This is a genomic window from Paenibacillus sp. BGI2013 (assembly GCF_002843485.1).
GTDB classification, from domain to species: Bacteria; Bacillota; Bacilli; order Paenibacillales; family Paenibacillaceae; genus Paenibacillus; species Paenibacillus amylolyticus.
On record NZ_PJFA01000001.1, the window covers coordinates 15,894 to 37,240 of the forward strand.

A 21,347-nucleotide genomic window follows, 5' to 3' on the forward strand; every position below is an offset into this window, starting at 1 on the left:
TTGCACGGAGCCCCTTTTCCTGAACCACCAAATCGGCATTGCTGGCATCAGCCTTGATGAGGAGGACTCGTAGGATGGCTGGAATTCTACAACGTAAGACATGGATATTGTCCACAGTATTCATCGTGGCGGCAGCCTGCATCATTCTATATGTAACTTCCGGCGCTGATGGAAAGAGTGCAAACATTCCACCTGGCAGTCTGCCTGCCATTGAAGTGGATGCAGTCTTGCAGCAGACCCGGCAGAAAAAGGGATACGAACAGTATCGATCCGGAACGGATCAGGCTACACAGCCGAATGTGGACATCACCATTGAAGCAGGAGATTACATAAAAGCCGAAGGTGAAGACGTCCGCAAACTGACTAATTATGAAGGAATGGATGGTGTATCTCTCCATACCGGAGAGACCGGACAAGTCGATTGGACGATTAATGTGCCGGAGACCGGGCTGTATAACCTGTCCGCAATCTATTTTCCCGTAGAAGGCAAGAGTTCGGCCATTGAGCGTGCATTGTACATTGATGGTGAACTTCCTTTTGCGGAAGCCGCCTATTTGCAGTTTGACCGGGTATGGGCGAATGAGAAAGATGTCGTTGAACAGGATAACCAAGGCAATGACCTTCGCCCGAGACAAGTGGAGCAACCACGCTGGCTGGAAGAAACGTTTCAGGACTCCGACGGGTACGAACAGACTCCATTCAAGTTTTATTTGGAAAAAGGGGAACACACGCTAACGCTAAAATCATCGCGTGAACCCATGGTGATTCGGTCCATTCGTCTTTTCAATGAGAAGACAGCTGTTCCTTACACAGAGACTGCAGGGGCACAACAATCGGACTCCTCTGGGCAGCCGAAGGATGTACTGATTCGCATTGAAGGAGAAGCCGCGATTGCCAAATCTTCACCTACGTTATACCCGACCAGCGAAAGGTCAAGTTCTGCTGTATCTCCTTATAGCGCTTCCCAGGTACGCATCAATACGATTGGCGGCTTTAACTGGCGTCTGCCAGGACAATGGATTGAATGGGAAGTGGATGTGCCGGAAAGTGGACTGTATCATATCGGTTTTACCGCTCAGCAGAATTTTGTCAAAGGCATCTATTCTACACGCAAACTGACCATCGATGGTGAAGTTCCGTTTGCAGAGATGGCGAAAGCACCTTTCCGTTATCAGAGTGACTATCGTATTGACGTGATGGGCGGCAAAGAAGCATACAAGTTTCACATGGAAAAAGGAAAACATGTGCTGCGGCTGGAGAACAGCCTCGGGGACTTCGCACCGCTTATCCGCAATGTGGAGGACAGTCTGTACAACTTGAACTCCATGTACCGACGTATTCTGATGATTACAGGCACCAAGCCTGATGAATTCCGGGATTACCGGGTGGAAAAACAGATTCCGAACCTGCTGGAAGTGTTCAGCGGAGAAAGTAAACGTCTCAAGGACGTGGCTGCACAGCTTCGTCTCCTGTCAGGACAGTCCAGTGATCAGGAAGCGCTGATTAAGACGATGGCGCTGCAGCTGGACGAGATGATTGATAAGCCAGATACCATTCCAAGACGGCTTGCGGCTTACAAAACCAATACAGGCGGTCTCGGCACATGGGTGCAGCAGGCACGAGAGCAGCCCCTTGAGATTGACGCACTGTACGTCACTTCGATTGACCAAGATATTCCCGGAACAGGTATGGGGCCACTTGCCAAGCTTGGTCATGAAGCGAAGATATTCTATCATTCGTTCTTCATTGATTATAACCAGATCGGCAATGTAGCGACATCGGAAGATCAGCGTACGGTAACAGTCTGGATTGGTAGCGGACGTGACCAGGCGAATACGATGAAAGCGATGATTGACAAGACCTTCACACCAGACAGTGGCATTAACGTGAATCTGAAGCTGGTGAATATGGGAACCTTGCTGCCAGCGACTTTGTCCGGTGAAGGTCCGGATGTAGCGATGCAGATCGGCAATGATCTGCCGGTGAACTTTGCGATGCGGAACTCGGCTGTAGATCTGACGCAATTCAGTGATTATAGCACCGTGGAACAGGAGTTCAGGGAAAGTGCAATCGTGCCGTATGCCTATGATTCAGGCGTATATGCCCTGCCGGAAACGCAAACTTTTAACATGCTGTTTTATCGTAAAGACGTGCTCGAAGAACTCGGACTTGAAGTGCCTCAGAACTGGGAAGATGTCGAAGCTCTGCTCGCGATTCTGAGCAAAAATCATATGGAATTTGGTATGCCGATTGTGACCCAAGCGAATATGCAGGGTGTCAATATTCCGCCGAACTCTCAGTATGCCACGATGCTGCTTCAGAACGGCGGCGCCTTCTATCGTAACGATGACAAGGAGTCGGATCTGGATTCAAGGATCGGAATTGAGACGTTCAAGCAGTGGACGGAGTTTTATACCGATTACAAGTTAGAGCGGGAATATGATTTTGCCAACCGTTTCCGGACAGGACAGATGCCTATCGGACTAACGGATTACACCATGTACAACCAATTGTCCGTATTTGCACCGGAGATTCGCGGACTATGGGGATTCGTTCCTGTCCCGGGAACCGTTCAAGCAGATGGTACCTTGAATCGGGACGTACCGGGTGGAGGCAGCGCAGTCATGATGCTGGAGGGTGCCAAGGATCAGGATGCGGCGTGGGAGTTCATGAAGTGGTGGACCAGCACACCGATTCAGGCGGAATTCGGACGGGAGATGGAAGGACTGATGGGTGCCGCTGCCCGTTATCCAACGGCCAACATCAAGGCGCTGGATTCCCTGCCGTGGCCTGCGGAGGATTACGCCAATCTCAAGGCACAATTCGAAACGGTGAAGGGCATTCCTGAAGTACCCGGTGGTTATTTTACAGGCCGCCATCTGTTCAATGCATTTTACAAAACCGTTGTTGGCCAAGTGGAAGCCAGGGAATCCATCATGGATTATACCCAATATATTCAGGACGAGATTCGAGTCAAACGTAATGAATTTGGTCTTCCGTAAGCAGAGGGAGGGTTAATCGTGCCACAAATATCACTCCGAGACGGACAAAACAGTCCTCCTGAGAAAGCGTCAAGGATGGGCATGAAATCGTGGTGGAGCTGGAAGATCCAGGAAATGAAGGCCAGCAAACATTCCTATGTTCTGCTTGCACCTTATATGCTCCTGTTCCTCATGTTTACCGTGATTCCGGTTGTCATCTCGATCATACTCAGCTTCACCTACTTTAACATGCTGGAATTCCCGCGTTTTATTGGCTGGCAGAACTACACTCGCCTGTTTCTGGAGGATGATGTATTCCTGATTGCAATCAAGAATACGTTGCTGTTTGCCATCATTACCGGGCCGATCAGTTATATTGCCTGTTTTGTCTTCGCGTGGATCATTAATGAGTTAACACCGAAATGGAGAGCGTTCATGACGCTGATCTTCTACGCGCCCTCCATCTCGGGCAATGTGTATTTTATCTGGCTGATGATTTTCTCGGGAGATCGTTATGGTATTGCCAATGGGCTGTTGATCAAATGGGGTTTTCTGTTGGAGCCGATCCAATGGCTGAAGACGGAAGCCTACATTATGCCTATTCTCATTCTCGTGCAGCTATGGCTGAGTCTCGGAACGGGATTTCTGGCTTTTATCGCTGGTTTGCAGACGGTGGACCGGACATTGTACGAAGCGGGAGCGGTGGATGGGATCAAGAATCGCTGGCAGGAACTATGGTACATTACCCTGCCTTCGATGCGTCCACAGTTGATGTTCGGCGCAGTCATTCAGCTGACAACCTCGTTTGCCGTGGCCGATGTGTCGATCGCGCTGGCCGGGTTCCCAAGTGTGAACTATGCAGCAGAGACTGTGGTGACCCATTTGATCGACTTTGGTACTACGCGGTTTGAGATGGGGTATGCATCAGCAATTGCCACCGTGCTGTTCATGATTATGGTGGGCACCAACTTGCTGGTCCAGAAACTGCTTCGAAGGGTGGGAGAATAGCTATGGCTGCAATTGCGACAGGCAAAAAGCGGGTGAATCGCTCGCTATCGGGAAGCCTCTCCCTGTTTGCTCTTCTGCTCGTTTTTGGTGCCTTCATGGTGCTACCGTTGATCTATGCGATCAACAATGCATTTAAACCATTGGATGAGATTTTCACCTTTCCACCAACGCTGTTTGTCAAAAATCCCACGTTCAGCAACTTTACAGATCTGCTGAATCTGCTGAGTGACTCGTGGGTGCCGTTCTCACGTTATATATTCAACACGGTGTTTATAACAGGCATCGGTATCGTAGGCCATGTGCTGCTAGCTTCCGCAGCGGCGTACCCACTTGCCAAACACAAGTTTCCGGGCAAAGTATTCATGTTCCAAGTGGTCGTACTGTCACTGATGTTCACACCTGCGGTAACGGCAATTCCGAACTATATGATCATGTCATGGCTCGGATGGATCGACACGTACTGGGCCGTCATTATTCCGGCATTTGCCTATTCACTCGGGTTGTATCTGATGAAACAGTTCATGGAGCAGATCCCGGATGCACTGCTGGAAGCAGCCAAGATTGATGGCGCCAGTGAATACCGGATCTTCTGGTCCATTGTCATGCCCAATGTGAAGCCAGCCTGGCTTACATTGATCATTCTACTGTTTCAGATGTTATGGGGCAGTGATGGCAATGGGTACATCTACAGCGAGCAGCTCAAGACCCTGCATTATGCAGCAGGTCAGATTATTCAGGGCGGAATATCCCGGGCAGGAGCGGGTGCTGCGGTAGCACTGATTTTGATGAGTGTGCCGATCACGCTATTTATTTTCTCTCAGAGCCGAATCATTGAGACGATGGCGAGCTCGGGCATGAAGGATTAAGGGGGAATGATATGGCACGCACAGTGAAAAGATGGCTTGTTCTCCTGGCGGCAGTATCTCTGCTGCTGGTGAATGCCGTGCCTGCGGCGGCCTCCCCGGCGCCGTATGAGAGTTATAACTACAACTACTGGAAAGAGGCTGTACCTTCACCAGATGCCTATCTGCCCGAGCGTACTCTATCAGGTCGTGACCTCGGCATTAGTGAGTTCAAAGACCCCGGTGATGTGAACGTTTCTCCCTCCGGGTTGATCTACATTTTGGATAGCGGCAACAGCCGAATTGTTGTATTGGCCCCAGACTTTAAGCTGTTGCGCGTCATCGATGGATTCATGATGGATGGCAGCAAGGAGACCTTCAACCTTCCGGGCGGATTGTTCGTGGATGAGCAAGAACGCATATACGTCGCTGATACTGGCAACGGTCGTGTGGTTGTCCTGGATGGAGAAGGGACACTGATTCAAACCATCACGAAGCCCGAGTCGGATATCCTGTCGACCCAATTCCAGTTCCAGCCTTTGAAGCTGACGGTGGACCATGTAGGCCGAGTGTATGTTGTGGCGCAGGGGGTCTACGAAGGGATTATGCAGTTTGACGAGAGTGGGAAATTTATCGGATATGTCGGTACCAACAAAGTGGAGCGGGACTACGGCGAATATATCTGGCGCATGTTATCCACCAAAGCCCAGCGCGCACAGATGGTTCTCTTTGTTCCAACGGAGTTCTCCAATGCGGATATTGACCACAAAGGATTTGTGTATGCAACGAATATTGATCCCGGCTCAAATGAACCGATCAAACGGCTGAATCCGTCTGGTGAAGATGTACTGAAGCGGTTTGGTTATTACGACGTCAAAGGCGATATCCGGTTCCGCAACAATCCGGGTCCATCCAAACTGATCGATGTGAAAGTGCTGGGCGACGGCATGTACAGTGTATTGGATGCGACACAGAATCGGGTGTTCACGTACGACGATGAAGGTCATCTGCTCTACATATACGGTGGTAAAGGAAATCAGGTGGGCACGCTCAAAACACCTGTCGCGATTGAACAATCGGGTGAGCACCACTTGGTTCTGGATCGGGGCAAGAATAACCTTGTTGTCTATGAGCCGACCCGTTTTGGTGCCCGTGTGAATGAAGCGGTGGTACTCCACTATCGGGGCGAGGACACGGAGGCCGTGAATATATGGAGAGAAGTGCTGAAGCTGAATGCCAACTATGACATCGCTTATATCGGTATCGGCAAGTCCTTATTAATGGAGAAGAAAAACGAGGAAGCGCTAGGTTACTTCGAACTTGGAATGGACCGCAAGAGTTATTCTGTCGCGTTCAAGAGGCATCGGCGGGAGATGATGAAAGAACATTTTGGTACATTCCTGACCGTTGCAATCGCGCTGATTGTCATTCTGATCCTGACCCGGGTAGCGGTTAAATGGAGACGGAGGAGGCAGGTTGATCGTGAAGCAGGATTTCATTAAGTTTCCGCTGCATCTCATTTTTCACCCCATTGATGCATTCTGGGACCTCAAGTCGGATAACCGGGGACGGCTGTTTGTTGCTTTTGCAGCATTGGCGCTTACCATTGTTATGATGGTTTTGCAAAAGCAGTACGCAGGATTTCTCGTTAATTACATCGATCCTCGTACGATTAATAGCATCATCGAAATCGCCACGGTTGCAGTACCTTTCTTACTATGGTGCATGGCCAACTGGGCGGTAACAACTTTGATGGAAGGGGAAGGCAAGTTCAAGGAAATCGTTCTGGCGACAGGTTACTCGCTCATTCCGGTTATTCTGATCTATGCCCCAATGATCGTGATCAGCCGTTTTATGGTGCAGGAGGAGACTGCTTTTTATTATCTGTTCAATAGTATCGCGTTCTTCTGGTTTGTACTGCTTCTGTTCATTGGCATGATGACGGTACACCAGTACACGGTGATTAGAACAATCATTACGATGGTGCTGACACTCATTGTGATGGGCATTATTGTATTCCTTGGAGCACTGGTCTTTAGCATGCTGCAACAGCTGTACGAATTCGGTTATAACATTTACCGCGAGTTGATTTTTCGGACCTAAAGGAGGCGGCATCCGTGAACAAAAGGCAACGATTATATACGGTGCTGGCTGGTGGTACAGCTGTAATCATGATTGCAGCCGGGCTGCTGTATATAAACAACAGGGGAGTTCCTGCCGTAGAAGCCGCGGCTTATCTGGATACGACAACCAAAGCCATGCCCGTCACGGAGGACCCGTTGCAGTTCCTTAGCGACTCCTCGCAGGGTGTGCCTGGTATGCAACTGGTCGCTGAAGATCAGGGACTCGCCCTGTACTATAACGAGGAGACCACGGAAATTGCAGTACGTGACGGGAAAAGCGGAGAGATCTGGTACAGCAACCCGAAAGAACGGGCTGAGGACGGTCTTGCTTCCGCGTATGAAAAAGAGGTGCTGTCCTCCCAGCTGAATGTGTCTTTCCGGGATTCGATGGGTACACTGGAGAACTTTCCGAATTTCAGTTCGAGTATTAGCAACAAACAATTCACAGTGGGCCAGATTGACCAGGGGATTCGGGTGAATTATACCCTTGGGGATACATCACTTGGCATTGATGCGCTGCCGAAGTTGATTAGCAAACAGCGACTGGAGGAGAAGGTTCTTTCCAAGCTGGATGCTACTGTCGCAAGATACACATCTGCCCGATATTATCCAACCAAGAACAATCCGGATATTCTGGAGCGGCTGGATGGACAGATCTCGAAGCAACTTGTGCTGAACAAGATGCTGGGTGCCTTTGAGACGGCGGGGTACACTGCGGACGATCTGGCTTTTGACAATCAGGAGAATGGAGTCGAAGGCGGAGGTGTATCGGATAAGCCCAGCTTTGTCATTTCTGTGGAATACCGATTGGATCAAGGGGCGCTTGTTGTGACTGTACCTCTAAGCCAAATAGAAGAAAGTGGGCAATACCGCATTCGGAATATTGATTTGCTCGCTTATTTTGGTGCTGCGGATACAAAGGGCGAGGGTTATATGCTCGTACCTGACGGTTCCGGCAGCCTGATCCATCTGAACAACGGGAAAACCCAGGAAGAGCAATATGTACAGCGTGTATACGGCGCAGACCCAAATGATAATTCGCTCAGTCGTCCTCAGGTGAGTGAATCCGCGTATATGCCTGTGTTTGGTCTGAAGAACGGGGAAAATTCCTGGTTTGCAGTCATTGAAAAAGGGGACGGTATTGCCAGTATCTCCGCGGATATTGGAGGCAGACAGAATAGCTACAACCACGTGCATGCGACCTTCTCCCTGCGGGGGGAGGATGAATTGGAAATGTACACCTCGCAGAAAATGCAGGAGATTCAGCTGCTTAGCGAAGAGCCTTACCGTGGAGATATTCAGGTCCGTTATCATTTCCTTCATGGAGAAGATGCCAGTTACTCGGGTATGGCCCGCCTGTATCAGCAGCAGTTGATCGAGCAGGATGTACTGAAGCCGCTCCCAGAACAGACGGAGATGCCGTTTTATGTTGATGTGCTTGGTGCAGTGGATAAAAAGGCTTCGTTCCTGAGTGTACCCTATCGGACCACTTTAGCCATGACCACGTACGAACAGGCTACAGAAATGGCAGCAAAGTTACAGCAGGATGGTGTTGAACGTGTACAAATGCGGTATCAAGGATGGTTTGGCGGTGGCATCAGTCATCATACGCCAACCCAGGTGAAGTTGGACAGTGAAGTGGGCAGTCGTTCCGAACTGCAGGCGTTGTCCACCAAGCTGGAGCAGTCGGGTGGAGCACTGTTCCCGGATGTGGCTTTCCAGCACATTTATCACGATGATATGCGCTTTGCTCCTTCCTCGGATGCAGCGCGGTTTGTAACAAAGGAGACAGCAGAATTGTATCCGTACAATCCTGCACTTAATCGCATGGATCAGAGTAGGGACAGCTATTATTTGCTCTCAGCGGCCAAGCTTCCTTATGTAGTGAGTGAGTTTGCTGACAAATTCAATCAACTGGACCTTGGTGGACTATCCCTTCGTGATCTTGGGCAGGTCCTGACTTCAGATTATCGGGATAGTCGGGTGATTCATCGAGAGACGGCGAAGAACATTGTGAAAGAGCAGCTGGGCAAGCTGGAACAGTCCTATCCGAACTTGATGGTATCTGCCGCTAATAGCTACGCTTGGGGAAGTGCACAACATGTTGTAAATGTACCCGCAGGGTCGAGTCGATTCAATATTACCGATGAAGAAGTTCCTTTTTATGCGATGGTCATTCATGGGTACATGAACTACGCAGCATCTCCCATGAACACGTCGGGGGATCAGGATCTCCACAAACAGTTGCTGCGCAGTCTGGAGCTTGGGGCCGCTCCGTATTTTCAATGGACCTATGAACCATCTTCCCGGCTGAAGCTGACGAATTATGATTCGGCTTACGCAACGGAGTATGCATATTGGGTGGATGACGCTGTTGCCTTGTATAAGCAGGCCAATGAAGTACTGGGAGAACTGGGGAATGAGCAGATCCTCAAGCATGAACGCATTCAGGATGGCGTGGTCCGCATCACCTATACTGGGGGTACATCCATCCTTGTGAATTACAATGCGGATGCAGTTACCGTGGATGGAACAACGGTTGGCGGGACGGACTATGTGGTGGGAGGAGCGAACCGATGAGAACCATTCGATTATCGCTGAAGTCACGGAGAGCGCTGCTTGGACTTGCATTTATTTCCCCGTGGCTGGTCGGATTCATCTTCCTCTTTGCCACACCGCTCCTGCAATCGATTCGATTCAGTCTGAGTAATCTGTCTGTTGCTCCGGGCGGATACGTCCTGGAATACGTTGGATTTAAAAACTTCAAGGATGCGCTTCTGGTTGACGCGACGTTCAACCGGATTCTGGTCGACTCGGTTGGAGCGATGCTACTGAATGTGCCGATGATTTTGTTCTTCAGTCTGTTTACGGCCACACTGCTTAACCAGAAGTTCAGAGGCAGAACGATGGCACGTGCAATCTTTTTCCTGCCGGTTATTCTGGCTTCGAGTGCAGTCGCAGCAGCTGAGTCTGCGGGATTAATCAATCTAATGGGGGATGCAAGTGCGGTGGATGCATCAGCCGATGGCGGTGCTTCGTTCAACGTAGTATCCATTGTGCGGATGCTGGCGGATGTGGGATTGCCGATGGCCTATGTGGATTACATTGTAGAAGCCATCATGCGGATCTATGAGATTATTAGCAGCTCAGGTGTTCAGATTCTGATCTTTCTCGCCGCGCTACAATCGGTACCGGGATCGATGTATGAGGTTGCGAAGATCGAAGGGGCGACAGCTTATGAATCATTCTGGAAAATTACATTTCCCATGGTCAGTCCGTTGATCCTGACAAATGTCATCTATACGATCATTGATTCATTTGCCGGGAGTCCAGTCACACAGGCCATCTACCAAACCGCATTCAAAACCCAGAACTTTGGCTTAAGCTCGGCGATGTCCTGGCTGTACACACTGGTGATTGGTCTTGTATTGATCGTAGTGGGATGGGTCTTGTCACGGCGGGTTCACTACAACTGACGGTTAACATTAAGGGAGGCTTCAGATTATGGCTGCATCAGGGACAGATCGCATGGTGGTAGTTCCGAAGCAGAATTATCACATGCATCGGGTGCGAAACAAAACATCGGACCTTCTCTATTCCATATTCAGATATGCACTGGTCATCGGCATTTCATTTATTATTTTGTACCCGTTATTTCTCAAAGTGTCAGTTGCGTTCAAGGATAAACAGGATATCTACAATCCAACGATCTATATGATTCCCCAGCACTTTACATTGGATAATATCCGGCTAGCGGTGCAAGTGATGGATTACCTGCCTCTGTTGGCGAACACGTTATTGTTTGTTACCATCACAACGCTTCTGACAGCGATATCCTGTGCACTTGCCGGATATGGCTTTGCCCGGTTTTCGTTTCCGGGTAGTAATGTGCTCTTTGTGCTGGTGATTCTGACGATTCTGGTGCCGACAAGCACACTTATGGTGCCAATGTATCTGCATTTCCGCAGCTTTGACTTTATGGGCATCATCCAGTTGTTCTCTGGAAAAAATGGCATCAATCTGCTGAATACGTATTGGCCTTCCATGATCACGGCTGCTACAGCGGGAGGGCTGAAGGCGGGGCTGTTCATCTATATTTTCCGTCAGTTCTTCAAGGGCATGCCAAAGGAAATCGAGGAGGCTGCATTGATTGACGGCGCAGGTGGATTCAAAACGTTTGCTCGAATCATGCTGCCCAATGCAATCTCGCCGTTGATTACGGTTATTCTGTTCTCGTTTGTATGGCAGTATAACGATACCTTTTATTCGGCATTATTCATGAGTGAAAGTCCACTGATCTCGCTGAAAGTGGCTTCCTTACCTGCTCAGGCGAACCAGTTGATTCCGCAGCTGATGGGCTTTGGCTCGAACTCGGGCATCAAGGCCGATCCAAACTATGTGGCGATGATTGTGGATACAGGCATTTTGCTGGCTATTGCACCCCTGATTATTTTGTATCTGTTTGTGCAACGTTATTTCGTGGAGAGTATTGAACGTTCTGGTGTAGTGGGTTAACATGTTAAATCCAATTGGAGGTGTAGAGATGACAGTGCGTGAGATCAGCAGAGTTCCGGTGAATAAAGCAGCGACTCCCGAAGCAAAAGAACTGATGGCGTTCCTGGTAGAGCGTTATCAAAAAGGGATGTTGTCAGGCCAGCAGGATTATAGCAATCTAAACTGGATTAATGAAAATACAGGACGGAAACCAGTTGTGATTGGCTTTGATCTCATGGAATATTCGCCATCAAGAACAGAGCGCGGTGCGGTCTCCCAGGAGATTCGGGATGCGGTAGACTGGCACAAACAAGGCGGGATCGTGACGCTATGCTGGCACTGGAACGCACCGACGGATCTGATCGATGAACCGGGTAAAGAGTGGTGGCGGGGGTTCTATACGGACGCGACAACCTATGATCTTGCCTCCGCGATAGCTGATACTGAATCGGAAGCATTTCAGTTATTGATCCGGGATATCGATGCGATTGCATTTCACTTGCAAGAGTTGAAGGATGCTGGTCTTCCTGTATTATTCCGACCACTTCATGAAGCAGAAGGTGGGTGGTTCTGGTGGGGAGCGAAAGGCCCCGAACCTGCCAAACAGTTGTATCGTTTGTTGTATGATCGATTGGTTCAAGAACATCAGCTGCACAATCTTATCTGGGTCTGGAACTCGGAAAAACCGGAATGGTATCCGGGTGATGATATCGTGGATATTGTGAGTGTAGATGTATACCCGGAAGCGGGAGATCACAGCCCGCTGGCGGCACGTTACACCAACCTGCGAGAGCTTGTGAAGGATAGTAAAATCATTGCACTGGCCGAGAACGGCTCCATCCCTGATCCTAAGCAGATGAAGGAGCAGGATGTACACTGGAGTTGGTTCTGTACCTGGACAGGTGGATTCCTGAGAGACGGGACACATAATGAACTAACGTTTTTGAAGGAATTGTACCATAGCAAAGAGGTCATTACGCTCGATCAGTTACCGAAGTGGAGTTGGTTATAAGGATCCCACGTCCAACTTGAATTGGAATCAATGAAGCGTTAGTATTCGCTGTAAGAATTCATGCGAATACTAACGCTTCATTTGTTAATGGAACCCATCACCCCTGAAACATTAGAAGTTGAACAACCATTTAGTTTGAGGGGTGTAACATAGCTTGGATATTGGTATGTAAAGTCACGCTGGAAGTGAATAAAATATACGATTGATTCACTGTGCGGATCAGAATCCTCTCGCTTGTGCCATTGACTGGACCGATCCGAATGGCGGATGGTTCGCTTCCACCGTACGTATCATCCAGGGTGACCGATGTGATATGTGTGATGGGAATTTCAATTTTGGAAAACTGCCACCGGATGACCAGTTGATCTTCTACTTTTTTCACGTTAACACCAAACATAGGATGACCTCCTGTTGTAATTCATATTATTGAAGTAATCTCGTATGTCCAGTTTATCATATTTTGGATAAAATTACCTTATTAATAATGAAGAGTGACAATTTCTATCAACTGATATCAGGGATGGGAACTTGATGTAAAACATACAGGATTAACCATGATGTATATCGAATACAAATAGAGAAATTAGAGAACTTATACTCCAACACAAAGGGTGTGCCACATGACGAATCTATTCGAACATTGTTCAGGTCAAACATTATCTGCCAACCTGAGATGGCTGAACGAGCCAGCAGATTGGTCCATTGAAGACGGCAAAGTAACGATAACCGTTTCGCCGATCAGTGACTTTTTCATTGATCCGGGTGGTGAGCCGGTGAAAGCTTCAGCTCCATTTTTACATACGATAGTCAAGGGAGATTTCAGCATCGTCACTCAAGTACAGGTGGACATGAAAGAACAGTATGATTCGGGCTGCCTGATGGTGAGGGTGGACGATACGAATTGGGCTAAAGTCTGCTTTGAGTATTTTGAAGAACAGCCGTCTATTCTTAGTGTTGTTACTCGTGGTAACTCCGATGATTGTGTATCAGCACCCGTAGACGTTAATAAGCCTTATTTACGTGTAGCTCGGGCAGGCAACAGCTTTGCTTTCCATTATTCTCAAGATGGAGAGAAGTGGAAGCTCGTTCGTTATTTCGGACTCGACTGCCCGGAAGAGATCAAAGTTGGCATTGTGGCCCAATCCCCGATTGGGCAAGGGACCACGGTTACTTTTACAGACGTACAGCTTCAACATGGAGTGACCGGAAGTGTTCGCCGGGTAAAATGACAGCGATCAGAAGGTTGTTCTGTCATTTATTTCACCCGAATTAACATTCCGAACAGACCGAGTATAGCAAAGGCCAGAAATGCCGTTGTATTGGAAAACACTTCGATCGTATAACCTGCCATAGATGATCCAAGGAATTGCCCAACACCCAGCGCGAGAAAGGCAAGGCTAATTCCGATGGACACATTTGGACTGAATAGTCTCGTCGCCCAAACGATAAATACACTGGTCAGGAAAATATACGTGCTGCCAAATATGATCGCAGAGATGAGACTGGCAGTCATTGAAGGCAGAAGGATAACCCCGAGCGAAATAGCCAATAACAGTATGCCTATTCGGTAGGACCACCCAATCTCGAACCGTTCAATAATGCGACCAGCGCATCCACCGAGTATCCCCATAACCCCCATCACAATCCAGAACAACACGGCTTCCGAATCGGAGGCCCCTTTCTCGTCTGTGAGGAAGTTCCGGGCAAAGGTCCAGTAGATTGCAGAACTGAAACCTGTCAACAGACAAGCCATGAGCAGAGCAGACCCTGGTCTGGTAGGTTTCATACATGTCCAGAGAGACTTGGTACAAGGCAGTGTCTTGGTTGCCGGAATAACACGTCTGTTCCACAAAAGAACCACAACACCGATTACAGCAAACAGGATGTAGGTTAGACGCCAGTAATCCGTGAACAGCCAGTAGAGTGGACCTGATATTACAATTCCGAAGCTGGTCCCTGTGTTAATCCAGCTGTTGCCTCTTGCTTGTAGCTCGGGAGCAAGCTCGGCATTAACCGTGTTACCGAGGGCTGGAGAGGCCCAGCCTGTACTCAAACCTGCTAGAAATATACTAAATGTAAGAACCCATGCATTCTGAGCCAAGGCGATGCCGGTTAATCCGAGCACTGCGCTGATTCCTGCCAATTGAATGACATAATGATGTCCCTTGCGATTAATCAACAATGGTGCAGTTAGAAGGGACAGACAGTAGGCGATATACGTTCCTGAGTTAATCGCGCCAGAGGCTGCATCATTTAATTGTAAGGCTTCCGAAATTTCCGGCATAAACAATCCATAACTGAATCGCCCGAATGCATAACATACAGCGATAAGTGCAATGCCTGGAAAGATAATTTTTTTCATTAAATCCACCGCCTTTTAGATAGAACGATCATTATATTTCTTATTAAATAAAAAAGTGAGTTGAACTACTAACTCACCCGGAATAGCTTTACTTGAAACTGGTCTGCGTCATATGGATCAGTTCACGGCAGACGTTATTTACATTTTCTGTCTCAGCAAGTGCCGTGGAACCCTCCAGCAGCAGGGAGAATCGCAATAGATCTCGATCACTTGCAACAGGCGCCAATGTTTGAATTAAAGTTCGCATATGTCTTTTGTGCGCATTTACTGTCTGGACGATGATATGGTCTGTATGACCTCCGAATTCTTCTTTGGCGCGTAAAAATAAGCAACCTCGTGATTCGTGTTCCTTCAACCAGGTTGCATGTCCTTCAGCCAGATTGAGAAACATAGGTTGTGCTTTATTGTCTGCATATTGCCTGAGCTGTTCTAAATAACGCTGTTCGCGTCGCAAGAGTACCTGGACAATGAGATCATCCTTGGACTCAAAGTGATTGTATAGCGTCATAATCGCAATCCCGGCATCCGTGATAATCCGCTTCAAACCGATGGAATGGAAGCCATGGAGGTAGAATAATTCTTCAGCCACGTTCAAAAGCATTTCTTTTTTGCTGCTCATATTCAATGATACTCTCCCTTCAAAATAAGATAGAACGATCATTATACTTGTAGGCTATAATAATTCGTAGACATTGTCAAATGTTGTGACTCCCCTTTTCTTTGGTTAGTTCAAAGCCTGGGCAGGGCGTTATATGAACAACGTCTTTGCACATTAACCGGACATATGAGAGCACAACATGACAGGTTTTTGGGTGGTTTATCCGTTATATTAGACATCAAGGAGTGATTATTACATGAACTGGATCAACGCATTACAGGTCGCTATTCAATATATGGAAGACCACTTGCTCGAAAATATGACGATGGAGCAGATTGCAGCACAGGTCCATATCTCTCCTTTTCATTTTCAACGTACCTTTGCCTTATTAACGGATGTTACTGTAGCCGAGTACCTAAAACGCAGACGATTGACACTGGCGGCACATGAGCTTCTACAAAGTGATCACAAAATCATTGATCTGGCGTTTAAATACGGTTATGACACACCGGAATCTTTCTCCAAAGCATTTCGTAGACAACATGGGATCGCACCCAGTGAGGCTCGTAAGAATGGTAACGCTATCCAATCGTATAATCGTCTGGTGATTCAAGTGAGTCTAAAAGGAGCAGAACCGATGAAATATAAAATCGTTGAACATCCCGAATTTACGTTGGTCGGAGTAGAGCAGACTTTCTCATATGCAGATGGAGAACATCTGCAAGGAATCGGAAAGATGTGGCAGGAAGCGTGGACGAGCGGTACAGAGGATCGTTTATTTGAACTGAACAACAGGGATATTCCAGGGTTACTTGGCGTCGTTGTGGATCAGAGCGAAATCCAGGAAAAACAGATGCAATACTGGATTGCTACGACTTACGATGGTGAAGTACCGGAAGGATTATCAAGCTTCACTATGCCTGCTTCCAAATGGAGTGTATTTGAAGTAGAAGGCCCGATGCCGGAGAGTATGCAGCTTCTATGGAAACGGATTATTTCGGAATGGTTTCCATCCAACCCGTATGAGCACGCATATATGCCGGAGCTGGAAGTATATCCGGGGCCCAATCAACCGCCACAAATCTGGATACCGATTAAATAAATTTTAACCGTTTCAAACTCGATCATTGTAGCCCATAAACATTCGGATAACCGAAGCTGTTTATGGGTTATTTGGTTGTGATTAATCAGAGATTCGAAGTTGTACAGAGGATGTTCAAGCGTTGTTCATTTTATTGCGGATAGGTAAACATGATATATTGGAACGAAGGTTAACAGCAATAAGAGGACAACGAGGTAAACCGCAGGAGGCAGATATGTTATATGAGAACCCATTCATTCAGACGATCATCCAACACGAGCAATTAATGCGTGACCTGCGGAGAGTTCGTAGTCTCCATTTGCCTCAAAGTTACATAGGTGCAGGATATATTCGTAATTATTGAATAATAAGTGATTTGCGGAATAGTGGGTACAAGAAGGAGTGTCTACGGATTTGATAAAAAAGTTCTTACAAAAAAATGGACTGATCATTGATCTTGTCCTGTTGGCATGTTTTGTGGCGTTCCTGGCCTTCTGGGGCCAAAGATTCCCAGTCATGTTTTTCGGAATGATCACGGTGGCTTTTATCGTTCTAAGACGGATTGACTATCAGAAGCATGTTATTCTGAAACGGATTATCCTTACCGGAATTAGCGTGGCTGCCGTCTCTTTTGTCATTATCGAAGCCCTTGTATTCACACAGCTCGGTGCGAATGATCCGGATGAGGCAGACTATGTCATTATTCTGGGTTCAGGCATCCGTGGAACGGAATTGTCATTGACCCTGAAACAAAGGTTGGATGCAAGTTTGGACTACATTCGCAGCCACCCTCAGACACCCGTCATTGTATCGGGTGGGCAGGGACCTGGAGAATCCATTCCTGAAGCGCTCGCCATGAAAAACTATCTAATTGAACAGGGGATTAACCCCGTCCAAGTCATTATGGAAGATCGCTCCACAAGTACACAGGAGAATTTGGCCTTTTCCAAAAGAATCATTCTTGAATCCGGGTTAGAGCACCCTGAGATCATGATTGTCACCAGTGACTATCATATGTTCCGTTCCAAATACATCGCTGTCAAGAACGGTTATGCAGCAGAATACGGCATATCGGCCCCGTCACCGGGTTATCTGAAACCCGTCAACATGATCCGTGAATATTTTGCTACGATCAAAACATTTATCTAATGCACATGACAGAAAAAAGCAAACAGGACGAAGCGGAGATCTATGATCTATGCTTCGTCCTGTTGCATATAAGGATGGCTATTGCTCCTTAACGATAGGTTATTTTTCTGAAGGAGCAGGTACAGTTACTGAAACCTTATCCCCAGGGAGAGCTACCATTTCAGGAGATTCACCAGTAAAAGGAACAGTGGCTGATTCTACAACTTTAGCCTCAGAAGGTTCAGTAGTAGATGGAACAGTAGTAGAAGGTACAGTAGCAGACGGAACTGGCACAGCTTCGGAAACTTCATCCTCAGGGAGAGCCACGATCTCAGGAGTTTCGGAAGTAGAAGGAGCAGTTACAGCTTCGGAAATTCCAACCTTGTTGGGAGAAGCTACGATTTCAGAAGATCCACCCGTAGAAGGAACAGTCACAGCTTCAGAAGCCTCAGCCTCCACTTTAACCGTGTGGTTTGATGCCCATACGGCGGTGGACGTACTTACACCTGTAATAAGCAGGAGGGCTCCCATACTTAACATCCAATGTTTCTTTTTCAGTTTCTTTACATTAAACATAATCATCAATCTCCTTTTTAATTGTTTGCCTTCACCCGATAGGGACGAACAAAATTGAGCAGGCATTTTCTTGGTTCCCGCCATCACATTTAAAATTGTCTCACCATATCGTCTGCGTTCTTCGTGGGACATCTCTTTCACCACATCTTCATCACAGGCCAACTCGCTCCAGGTATGAATGTCCCTGCGAATCATATGAATCAGGGGATTGAACCAGTGCAGGGCACTAACCCCCAAGGTCAAAGCTTTGACCCACAGATCTTTATGTTTTAGATGTACCAACTCATGATGAATTACCATACTGATGTCCATTTTCACCGTATTTTCGGGTGGCAGATATATCGTGGGTTTAAACAAGCCAACCAGTATAGGGCTTCGTACTAGCGTGCTGTGAGCAAGCGTGATATTACGTTTGAGACCCAAAGCTTCTTTGATTAATGGTAGCTGTACAGCTGCTTCACTATGACAGAGGACTGGGGTACGTGTACGAGATAATTCATTCAGAAATCTTCGATAACAGTACACCTGCCATGCAGAAAAACCAATGACTCCAATGCCCCAGACGCATAACAAGAACCAGGCTGTGGTTACCGAGATGGTTTGTTCCGGGATAAACGTTCCTGCAAGTACATCCGAAGCTGCTGCATTCTCCGTACCTGGTATAGTTGATGTCGTTTGGAATGCAATATCCAAAAGCCATGAAAGGCCAAGAGATACCGGGAACAGATAAAACAAGATAGCCAGTTTACCGAGTCTGTAGAGCCACTTGGTCGGAAAGACAGAACCGGGTATAAGTCGTAGTGCCAAAATACAAACAGAAACGATACTTCCCGCCACGGTCAGGCTGCACAGAATCTCAAAAAAGATATTCATCATCTGCACCTACTTTTCCGAAAGCCATTTTTTCAGTTCTGAAATGTCATCGTCTGAAAGCTTGTCACCGTCATACATGGCCGAAACCAAATTCTTGACTGAACCTTGATACAGTCCATCAAGAACATGCTGCGTTTCCTGTAGTTTGTAATCTTCGGGTTTCAGAAGAGGCTCATAATCATTGGTCCGTCCACGTCTCGTGACGGTAAGAGCGCCTTTATCCACCAACCGTGACAGAAAGGTAGACATGGTCTGCGCTTTCCACGCTTTCCCCTTCTCAGCAAATATGTCTAATAGTTCTGTGGAGGTGACCGGTGGGGCGCATGACCATATAACAACCATTAACTCCATTTCTGTTTCGGATAATTTTTGAATCTGGTTCACAGTGAACACTCCTTAACATCGTTATGCGTCCATAACGATCGTATTACTACACTACGTAGTACGTATAAACTACTACAACTTGTAGTGGATAGTCAAGTTATCCTGATAGATGATTGCCAAACCATGTTATAATATAGGTCATTAATAGAAGAACGATGTAGGAGTGAATGATCATTACAGCATATCAATTACCTGCTCTCTATGAGCAGAAGCGAATTTCAATGCAAGCGATGGAAGAGATTGTACGCCTGTTGGCGCAGGCACCACTATTATATGATGATGGACAGGGCATCCAGGTTCAGGATTACATGGGAGGCTTGGAGGTCGAACTTGAGCATGAGGTACGCCGTGCAGTGACCGAGTTGTACGAACTGGCTGTTCAGGCCTGCCGGGTCTTCGCCGATCCATTGGCGTACGAGCAACTTCAGGATGCGCTTGGGTTACAGGCTGAGTTATGGCAGGAGGAAGTGCTTACTCTTGCAAAGTGGATGGACTGGCTGAAGCAGATCAGTGAAGGAAAGAGAACACTGCCCGAGTACAACTTTACAGCCATGCTTGGCAATCTGCCAGATGGATTCATGATCCATGATTTTTATGATGAACTCCGATATCAGCTGGAACAAAACCCTGCAAACGCATGGGCTATCGAAGAGCGGGATCGCTTGTACGCAGCTCTTGGTGCGAAATAAATCAAACCAACGGGTCACCGGCGGTGTTAATCTAATATCTGTATTTTGCATGCATAGAAACATTCCAATCTATATCTTGCGAATTCTTTACCCAGTATGGGAAATGAGGGGATACCGTGAAGAAGGTTGTATTAGCTGGTGGAACGGGATTTGTTGGACAGGATTTTGCCCAAAGATTCAGAAAGCTGGGGTATGAGGTGTTAATTATCTCGCGTCAGCCCGGTCATATTGCCTGGGAGGATCGTGCAGGAATTATAGGGGCACTGGAAGAAGCAGAAATGTTGATTAACCTGGCAGGTAAATCGGTGAACTGCCGTTATACGGATGAGAATCGCAAAGTCATTCTGGAATCCAGAACCCGTACAACGCGCATTCTCGGGGAAGCCGTCCTAGCTTGTAATCAACCTCCCGAACTATGGATTAATTCGAGTACAGCGACCATATACAGACATGCTGAAGATCGTCCCATGACGGAAAAAGAGGGCGAGATTGGCTCCGGATTCTCGGTCGACGTTGCCAAGGCATGGGAACAGGCTTTCTTCGAATTCAGTCTGCCGTCTACGCGTCAGATTGCACTTCGGATTGCGATTGTGCTGGGCGAGGGCGGCGTGATGGTGCCCATGACGAACCTCGTCCGTTTTGGACTGGGAGGATCTCAAGGCGCAGGAACACAGCAGTTCAGCTGGATTCATATCGAGGATCTCTTCCGCATGGTAATTTATCTGCAAGAGCATCCACACTTGAATGGTGTGTTCAATGCGTCCTCTCCGCATCCGGTGACGAATCGGGAGCTAATGGCGCGTCTGAGAGAACAGATGGGGGCGCGGATTGGACTACCTTCTCCTCGCTGGATGCTTGAACTGGGCGCACGCTTCATTCAGACCGAGACGGAACTGGTTCTCAAAAGCCGTTGGGTGATTCCCGAGCGAATGGAGAGGGAAGGCTTCACGTTCACATACGGTACACTAGATGCAGCTCTTGCCGAGATTTTGAATAAGAAGAAATGACATTTCATAACAAAAGAAAACACAACAGGAAGGGCAGAGGCATCTGCCCTTTTGTTATATATGTTCAACTAAACATTTACACGATAACGGAGAGGATAGAAATAACTTGAAGAAGCGAAGCGGTCGCCTAAAAGCTTTCTGAAAGAAAGCTGCATCGGAAGCATATGCTTATCCCCGGATTTCCCCATT

The 21,347-nt window shown here is 47.6% G+C and carries 20 protein-coding genes; 15 read left to right on the forward strand and 5 right to left on the reverse strand.

Annotated elements, in window-relative coordinates; genetic code table 11:
* The first annotated feature begins 74 nt into the window (after window positions 1-74).
* The 9 genes from CXK86_RS00090 (at window position 75) to CXK86_RS00130 (ending at window position 12,460) form a co-directional block, all read left to right on the forward strand.
* Window positions 75-3,002, forward strand: coding sequence for an extracellular solute-binding protein (locus CXK86_RS00090; protein ID WP_101313287.1), 2,928 nt, complete (start codon window positions 75-77; stop codon window positions 3,000-3,002).
* 75 nt (window positions 3,003-3,077) lie between these two features.
* The gene (locus CXK86_RS00095; RefSeq protein ID WP_076327396.1) at window positions 3,078-3,989 is read left to right on the forward strand and encodes a carbohydrate ABC transporter permease; all 912 of its coding nucleotides are present in this window, start codon (window positions 3,078-3,080) and stop codon (window positions 3,987-3,989) included.
* A gap of 2 nt (window positions 3,990-3,991) precedes the next feature.
* The gene (locus tag CXK86_RS00100; RefSeq protein ID WP_017689719.1) at window positions 3,992-4,855 is read left to right on the forward strand and encodes a carbohydrate ABC transporter permease; all 864 of its coding nucleotides are present in this window, start codon (window positions 3,992-3,994) and stop codon (window positions 4,853-4,855) included.
* 11 nt (window positions 4,856-4,866) lie between these two features.
* Entirely contained in the window at window positions 4,867-6,333 is a 1,467-nt protein-coding gene (locus CXK86_RS00105; protein ID WP_076327088.1) for an NHL repeat-containing protein, read from the forward strand.
* Window positions 6,314-6,934, forward strand: coding sequence for a Yip1 family protein (locus tag CXK86_RS00110; RefSeq protein WP_101313288.1), 621 nt, complete (start codon window positions 6,314-6,316; stop codon window positions 6,932-6,934). Before CXK86_RS00105 ends, CXK86_RS00110 begins: the two co-directional genes overlap by 20 nt.
* Before the next feature lie 14 nt (window positions 6,935-6,948).
* Window positions 6,949-9,534: a DUF5696 domain-containing protein gene (locus tag CXK86_RS00115; protein WP_076327087.1), complete on the forward strand. Its 2,586-nt coding sequence runs from the start codon at window positions 6,949-6,951 to the stop codon at window positions 9,532-9,534.
* Window positions 9,531-10,430 carry a carbohydrate ABC transporter permease gene (locus CXK86_RS00120; RefSeq protein ID WP_076327086.1) on the forward strand — a complete coding sequence of 300 codons (900 nt, stop codon included), beginning with the start codon at window positions 9,531-9,533 and terminating at the stop codon, window positions 10,428-10,430. Before CXK86_RS00115 ends, CXK86_RS00120 begins: the two co-directional genes overlap by 4 nt.
* A gap of 28 nt (window positions 10,431-10,458) precedes the next feature.
* On the forward strand, window positions 10,459-11,469 hold the full coding sequence (locus CXK86_RS00125; RefSeq protein WP_083677300.1) for a carbohydrate ABC transporter permease: 1,011 nt from the start codon (window positions 10,459-10,461) through the stop codon (window positions 11,467-11,469).
* A 28-nt stretch (window positions 11,470-11,497) separates the two neighbouring features.
* Window positions 11,498-12,460 carry a glycoside hydrolase family 26 protein gene (locus tag CXK86_RS00130; RefSeq protein ID WP_257467744.1) on the forward strand — a complete coding sequence of 321 codons (963 nt, stop codon included), beginning with the start codon at window positions 11,498-11,500 and terminating at the stop codon, window positions 12,458-12,460.
* A gap of 130 nt (window positions 12,461-12,590) precedes the next feature.
* Here CXK86_RS00130 and CXK86_RS00135 read toward each other — a convergent pair whose 3' ends face one another.
* Entirely contained in the window at window positions 12,591-12,857 is a 267-nt protein-coding gene (locus CXK86_RS00135; protein ID WP_017689713.1) for a SunI/YnzG family protein, read from the reverse strand.
* 223 nt (window positions 12,858-13,080) lie between these two features.
* Here CXK86_RS00135 and CXK86_RS00140 point away from each other — a divergent pair, with 223 nt between their 5' ends.
* Window positions 13,081-13,689 (forward strand): DUF1349 domain-containing protein, encoded by a 609-nt coding sequence (locus tag CXK86_RS00140; RefSeq protein WP_101313290.1) that lies wholly within the window; start codon window positions 13,081-13,083, stop codon window positions 13,687-13,689.
* A gap of 26 nt (window positions 13,690-13,715) precedes the next feature.
* Here CXK86_RS00140 and CXK86_RS00145 read toward each other — a convergent pair whose 3' ends face one another.
* Together CXK86_RS00145 and CXK86_RS00150 are read right to left on the reverse strand one after the other, a co-directional pair.
* Window positions 13,716-14,822 (reverse strand): MFS transporter, encoded by a 1,107-nt coding sequence (locus CXK86_RS00145; protein ID WP_101313291.1) that lies wholly within the window; start codon window positions 14,820-14,822, stop codon window positions 13,716-13,718.
* A gap of 88 nt (window positions 14,823-14,910) precedes the next feature.
* Window positions 14,911-15,441, reverse strand: a complete 531-nt coding sequence (locus CXK86_RS00150) for a TetR/AcrR family transcriptional regulator (protein WP_101313292.1) — start codon at window positions 15,439-15,441, stop codon at window positions 14,911-14,913.
* A 235-nt stretch (window positions 15,442-15,676) separates the two neighbouring features.
* Between CXK86_RS00150 and CXK86_RS00155 the strand changes: the two genes are divergently transcribed.
* The 3 genes from CXK86_RS00155 (at window position 15,677) to CXK86_RS00160 (ending at window position 17,650) form a co-directional block, all read left to right on the forward strand.
* A complete protein-coding gene (locus CXK86_RS00155; RefSeq protein WP_076252512.1) occupies window positions 15,677-16,522 on the forward strand; it encodes an AraC family transcriptional regulator in 846 nt (281 codons plus the stop codon).
* 214 nt (window positions 16,523-16,736) lie between these two features.
* Window positions 16,737-16,865, forward strand: coding sequence for a nucleotidyltransferase family protein (locus CXK86_RS32475; RefSeq protein WP_143781264.1), 129 nt, complete (start codon window positions 16,737-16,739; stop codon window positions 16,863-16,865).
* 50 nt (window positions 16,866-16,915) lie between these two features.
* On the forward strand, window positions 16,916-17,650 hold the full coding sequence (locus CXK86_RS00160) for a YdcF family protein (RefSeq protein WP_083684630.1): 735 nt from the start codon (window positions 16,916-16,918) through the stop codon (window positions 17,648-17,650).
* Window positions 17,651-17,749: 99 nt separating this feature from the next.
* Here CXK86_RS00160 and CXK86_RS00165 read toward each other — a convergent pair whose 3' ends face one another.
* Both CXK86_RS00165 and CXK86_RS00170 read right to left on the reverse strand, forming a co-directional pair.
* On the reverse strand, window positions 17,750-19,078 hold the full coding sequence (locus CXK86_RS00165; RefSeq protein WP_256720081.1) for a M56 family metallopeptidase: 1,329 nt from the start codon (window positions 19,076-19,078) through the stop codon (window positions 17,750-17,752).
* 9 nt (window positions 19,079-19,087) lie between these two features.
* Window positions 19,088-19,462, reverse strand: a complete 375-nt coding sequence (locus tag CXK86_RS00170) for a BlaI/MecI/CopY family transcriptional regulator (protein WP_017689706.1) — start codon at window positions 19,460-19,462, stop codon at window positions 19,088-19,090.
* A gap of 167 nt (window positions 19,463-19,629) precedes the next feature.
* Here CXK86_RS00170 and CXK86_RS00175 point away from each other — a divergent pair, with 167 nt between their 5' ends.
* Both CXK86_RS00175 and CXK86_RS00180 read left to right on the forward strand, forming a co-directional pair.
* Window positions 19,630-20,151: a hypothetical protein gene (locus CXK86_RS00175; protein WP_076252508.1), complete on the forward strand. Its 522-nt coding sequence runs from the start codon at window positions 19,630-19,632 to the stop codon at window positions 20,149-20,151.
* A 116-nt stretch (window positions 20,152-20,267) separates the two neighbouring features.
* Window positions 20,268-21,158, forward strand: coding sequence for a TIGR01777 family oxidoreductase (locus CXK86_RS00180; protein WP_076252506.1), 891 nt, complete (start codon window positions 20,268-20,270; stop codon window positions 21,156-21,158).
* Window positions 21,159-21,347 lie beyond the last annotated feature (189 nt).

Bases quoted from the DNA above. Each gene is read 5' to 3' on its own strand.
- CXK86_RS00090 (WP_101313287.1), top strand. From the start codon at position 75: ATGGCTGGAATTCTACAACGTAAGACATGGATATTGTCCACAGTATTC.
- CXK86_RS00095 (WP_076327396.1), top strand. From the start codon at position 3,078: ATGGGCATGAAATCGTGGTGGAGCTGGAAGATCCAGGAAATGAAGGCC.
- CXK86_RS00100 (WP_017689719.1), top strand. From the start codon at position 3,992: ATGGCTGCAATTGCGACAGGCAAAAAGCGGGTGAATCGCTCGCTATCG.
- CXK86_RS00105 (WP_076327088.1), top strand. From the start codon at position 4,867: ATGGCACGCACAGTGAAAAGATGGCTTGTTCTCCTGGCGGCAGTATCT.
- CXK86_RS00120 (WP_076327086.1), top strand. From the start codon at position 9,531: ATGAGAACCATTCGATTATCGCTGAAGTCACGGAGAGCGCTGCTTGGA.
- CXK86_RS00125 (WP_083677300.1), top strand. From the start codon at position 10,459: ATGGCTGCATCAGGGACAGATCGCATGGTGGTAGTTCCGAAGCAGAAT.
- CXK86_RS00130 (WP_257467744.1), top strand. From the start codon at position 11,498: ATGACAGTGCGTGAGATCAGCAGAGTTCCGGTGAATAAAGCAGCGACT.
- CXK86_RS00135 (WP_017689713.1), bottom strand. From the start codon at position 12,857: ATGTTTGGTGTTAACGTGAAAAAAGTAGAAGATCAACTGGTCATCCGG.
- CXK86_RS00140 (WP_101313290.1), top strand. From the start codon at position 13,081: ATGACGAATCTATTCGAACATTGTTCAGGTCAAACATTATCTGCCAAC.
- CXK86_RS00145 (WP_101313291.1), bottom strand. From the start codon at position 14,822: ATGAAAAAAATTATCTTTCCAGGCATTGCACTTATCGCTGTATGTTAT.
- CXK86_RS00150 (WP_101313292.1), bottom strand. From the start codon at position 15,441: ATGAGCAGCAAAAAAGAAATGCTTTTGAACGTGGCTGAAGAATTATTC.
- CXK86_RS00155 (WP_076252512.1), top strand. From the start codon at position 15,677: ATGAACTGGATCAACGCATTACAGGTCGCTATTCAATATATGGAAGAC.
- CXK86_RS32475 (WP_143781264.1), top strand. From the start codon at position 16,737: ATGTTATATGAGAACCCATTCATTCAGACGATCATCCAACACGAGCAA.
- CXK86_RS00165 (WP_256720081.1), bottom strand. From the start codon at position 19,078: ATGAATATCTTTTTTGAGATTCTGTGCAGCCTGACCGTGGCGGGAAGT.
- CXK86_RS00175 (WP_076252508.1), top strand. From the start codon at position 19,630: ATGATCATTACAGCATATCAATTACCTGCTCTCTATGAGCAGAAGCGA.